1 protein-coding gene is annotated in these 4,111 nt (G+C 74.4%); it reads left to right on the forward strand.

All coding sequences use genetic code 11. The annotated features are described in order from the left end of the window. Positions 1-23 precede the first annotated feature (23 nt). Positions 24-4,111, forward strand: a 4,088-nt coding sequence (locus ACT4N7_RS26195; protein ID WP_444831521.1) for an acyltransferase domain-containing protein, incomplete at its 3' end; no start/stop codon positions are given.

Consider the following 4,111-nt stretch of genomic DNA (forward strand, 5'->3'; position numbering starts at 1 on the left):
AGCCCAGTCCGCACATCGAGTGGGTGGGTAGTGGGTTGGAGTTGTTGCGGGAGGGTCGGTCGTGGGTGGCCGGGGAGCGGCCGCGGCGTGCGGGTGTGTCGTCGTTCGGGCTCAGTGGCACCAATGCCCACGTGATCATCGAGGAGCCGCCCGCAGCCGACCGCGAGCCACCCGCGGCGCGCCCGGCGTACCCGATCGTGCTCTCCGGCCGGGACGAGGCCGCGGTGCGCGAGCAGGCTGGGCGGTGGGCAGCCTGGCTGGAGCGGCACCCCGACGCGCTGCCCGGGGCGGCCTCGACAGCGGCGCTGCACCGGACCCGGTTCGACCACCGCGCCGCGGTCGTCGCCACTTCGGCGAGTGCGGCGGTCGCCGGGTTGCGCCAGTTCGCGGCCGACGGCGAGGTCGCCGTCGCCGGTCGGCGCGGCGGGGTGGTGTTCGTCTTTCCCGGGCAGGGCAGCCAGTGGGTCGGCATGGGCGTGGCGCTGATGGCCCAGGAGCCGGTGTTCGCCGATGCCGTCCGCGAGTGCGACCACGCGCTGCGGTCGCTGACTGGCTGGTCGGTGGCCGACGTGCTGACCGGCGACGATCCGACCTGGCCCGCGCGGGCGGACGTGGTCCAACCCGCGCTCTTCACCATGGGTGTGGCGCTCGCGGCGCTGTGGAACTCCCATGGTGTCCGCCCGGACGCCGTGGTCGGCCACTCCCAGGGCGAGATCGTGGCCGCCGTGGTCGCGGGGGCGTTGACGCTGGAGCAGGGCGCGCTGGTGGCGGTGGCACGCAGCGAAGCGGTGCGCGACCTGGCTCCGCCGGGCGCGATGGCGCTGGTGGAGTCCCCGCACGAGGCGCTCTCCGCGCTGATCGCCGAGTCCGGGGCCGAGGTGTCGGTCGCCGCCGTCAACACGGCCGGGTCCACTGTGGTCAGCGGCGATCCGTCCGAAGTGGACCGGCTGTGCGCGCTGCTGACCGACCAGGGCGTCTACAACCGCAAGGTCAACGTGGACTACGCCTCGCACTCGGCGCACATGGACGCCCTGATTCCGGTGCTGACCGAGCGCTTCGCCGCGCTGGGCGCGCCTGCCGAGGCCCGCGTACCGGTGTACTCCACGCTGCTGGGCACGAAGATCACCGGCACGGAGCTGACCGGCGAGTACTGGTGCCGGAACCTGCGCGAGCCGGTCCGGTTCGACCAGGCGCTCGGCCGCCTGCTCGCCGACGGGCACACGACGTTCATCGAGATCAGCCCGCACCCGATCCTGTCGATGCCGCTGACCGACGGCGCCGGACCGGACGGCGTCGTGATCTCGTCGCTGGCCAGGGACAGCGGTGGCTACGACCGGTTCTTGACCAACCTGGCCACACTGCACAGCCATGGCCACGAGATCGACTGGTCGGTCGCCGTGCCCGCCGCGGCGGCGGTCGCCCTGCCCACTTACCCGTTCCAGCGGCAGCGGTTCTGGACCGAGCCCGCCCGGGCCGCGACCGACCTGGCCGCGGTCGGGCTGCTGGCCGCCGACCACCCGTGGCTGGGCGCGGCCATCCCGCTCGCCGACGGCGCCGGCCAGGTGCTCACCGGGCGGATCTCGCTCGCCGACTTCCCTTGGCTGGCCGACCATGCCGTGTTCGGCGCTGTCGTCGTGCCCGGCGCCGGTCTGCTCGACCTCGCACTGGCCGCGGCCGAAGCCGTCGAGGCGGCGGGGATCGCCGAGCTGACCCTGGCTGAGCCGCTCGTGCTCATCGCCGACGAAGCCGCGGGCATCCAGGTCCGCGTGATCGGCACCGGCATCGAGATCCACAGCTCCCCCGAGGGGGGCGAGTGGACCCTGCACGCGAGCGGCACGCTGCTGGCCGAATCCGGGAACCACCCGGCTCCCGACCTCACCACCTGGCCGCCCGTCGGCGCTGACCCGGTTCCGCTGGACACGTTCTACCAGGACCTCGCCGACCGAGGCGTCCACTATGGACCCGCGTTCCGCGGGCTGACGCACCTCTGGCGGGACGGCAGCATCGCCTACGCCGAAGTGAGCCTGGCCGCCGATACGCACGGGCATGGCCTGCACCCGGCCGTTCTCGACGCCGCGTTGCACGCGCTGGCGGCCGTTGTGCCCTCGGGCGAGGGTGAGGTGCTGCTGCCGTTCGAATGGGCCGACGTCGAACTGCGCGCGACCGGGGCCACGGACCTGCGCGTCCGGGTCGAGGCGGACGGCACCACGGCCACGCTGTCGCTCGCCGACGGCACCGGCGCGCCAGTGGCCCGGGTCGGAGCGCTCGGCCTGCGGCCGGTCACGGCGGACCGGTTCCGGGCCGCGGGCACCACCCGCCACCTGTACCGCGTCGAGTACTCGCCGGTCACGGTCGCGCCTGTGCCCGCATCCGGCCCAACCTGGGTCATCGGCGAGCTCCAGGTCCCGGGAGAGCGCGTCACCGACCTCCCGGGCCACCTCGCCGCCGCCGCCGAACCGCCCGGGCGGCTCGTGATCGACTCGACCGGCCCGGTGTCCGGCACCGACCTGTCCCAGACGGCGTTGCGAGCCGCGGCGGACGCGCTCGAACTCGTGCGACTGGCCACCAGCCATCCCGCGCTCGCCGCCACTGAACTGGTGTGGGTGACCCGGGGCGCGGTCGCGGTCGACGCCGAGGATCGGGTGGACGGCCTCGCCACGGCCGCGGTCCTGGGCCTGCTGCGCTCTGCTCGCCTCGAACACCCCGACCGCGTCATCCGGTCCGTCGACATCGGCGCGGACGATGACGCGGCGCTGCCCGCCGCGCTCGACCTCGCCGAACCCGAACTCGTCGTCCGCGGGGAGCGCGTCCTCGCTCCGCGGCTGGCGCAGGCGCCGCCTGCGCCGGAACCCGAGGACTACGCCGCGTCCGGCACCGTGCTGATCACCGGCGGCACCGGGGAACTGGGCCAGATGGTGGCCGAGTACCTGGTCACCGCCCGTGGCGTGCGCGAACTCGTGCTCACCTCGCGGCGCGGGATGGCCGCGCCGGGCGCGGCCGAATTGGTGGACAGACTCGGCCGGGCCGGGGCGACCGAGGTCCGGGTGGTGGCCTGCGACGTCGCCGACCGCGGCGCCATCGCCGACCTACTGTCCACAGTGGACAACCTGACCGGGGTGTGGCACCTGGCGGGCATGCTCGACGACGGGCTGATCGGCGGTCAGACCCCGCAGCGGCTCGCCGGAGTGCTCGGCCCCAAGGTCGGCGGTGCGGTCGCCCTGCACGAACTGGCGGGCGAGGTCAGCGAGTTCGTGCTGTTCTCCTCATCGGCGGGTGTCCTGGGCAGCGCCGGACAGGCGAGCTACACCGCCGCGAACGCTTTCCTCGACGCGCTGGCCACACATCGGCGGGCCGCGGGCCTGCCCGCGGTCAGCCTGTCCTGGGGGTTGTGGCGACAGGGCGGCACCGGCATGACCGCGCACCTCGGCGCCGCCGAACTTGCCCGGTTGCGTCGGTCGGGCATCGCGCCGCTCACTTCGGCCCAGGGCCTCGCGGCACTGGACGCCGCGCTGCGCCGGACCGAGGCGCACCTGGTGCCAATCCGGTTCGACCTGGCCGCCGTACGCCGCGAGGCGGACAAGGGCGCGCCGGTGCACCCGCTGCTGCGCGGGCTCGTCCGCACCGACCGCAGGCGTGCCGCCGCCGCGACAGCGCCAACCGCGCTGCGCGACCAGCTCGCCGCCCTCGTCCCCGACGAGCGCCGGGCGCGGCTGGTGGCCGTTGTCCGCCGCGAGGCCGCGACCGTGCTGGGCATCCCGCCCGAGCCGGGTATCGGCGACACCCAGGTGTTCCGCGAACTCGGCCTGGACTCGCTCACGGCGGTGGAGTTGCGCCGCCGGCTGGCCGCCGAGATGGACGTCGCGCTGCCCGCCACGCTCGCCTTCGACCACCCCACGCCGACGGCCGTGGCCGAGCTGCTGCTGAGCCGGATGTCGCTGGCCACACCCGCGGCCGTCCGTACGCGGACCAGGCTGGTGGATGCCGCCGAGCCGATTGCGGTGGTGTCGATGGCGTGTCGTTTGCCGGGGGGTGTGGATACGCCGGAGGGGTATTGGGAGTTGTTGTCGGGTGGTGGTGATGCGATTGGGGAGTTTCCGGTGCGGTGGGCGGG

The sequence above is a fragment of the Actinokineospora sp. genome (assembly GCF_052390155.1).
GTDB lineage: Bacteria > Actinomycetota > Actinomycetes > Mycobacteriales > Pseudonocardiaceae > Actinokineospora.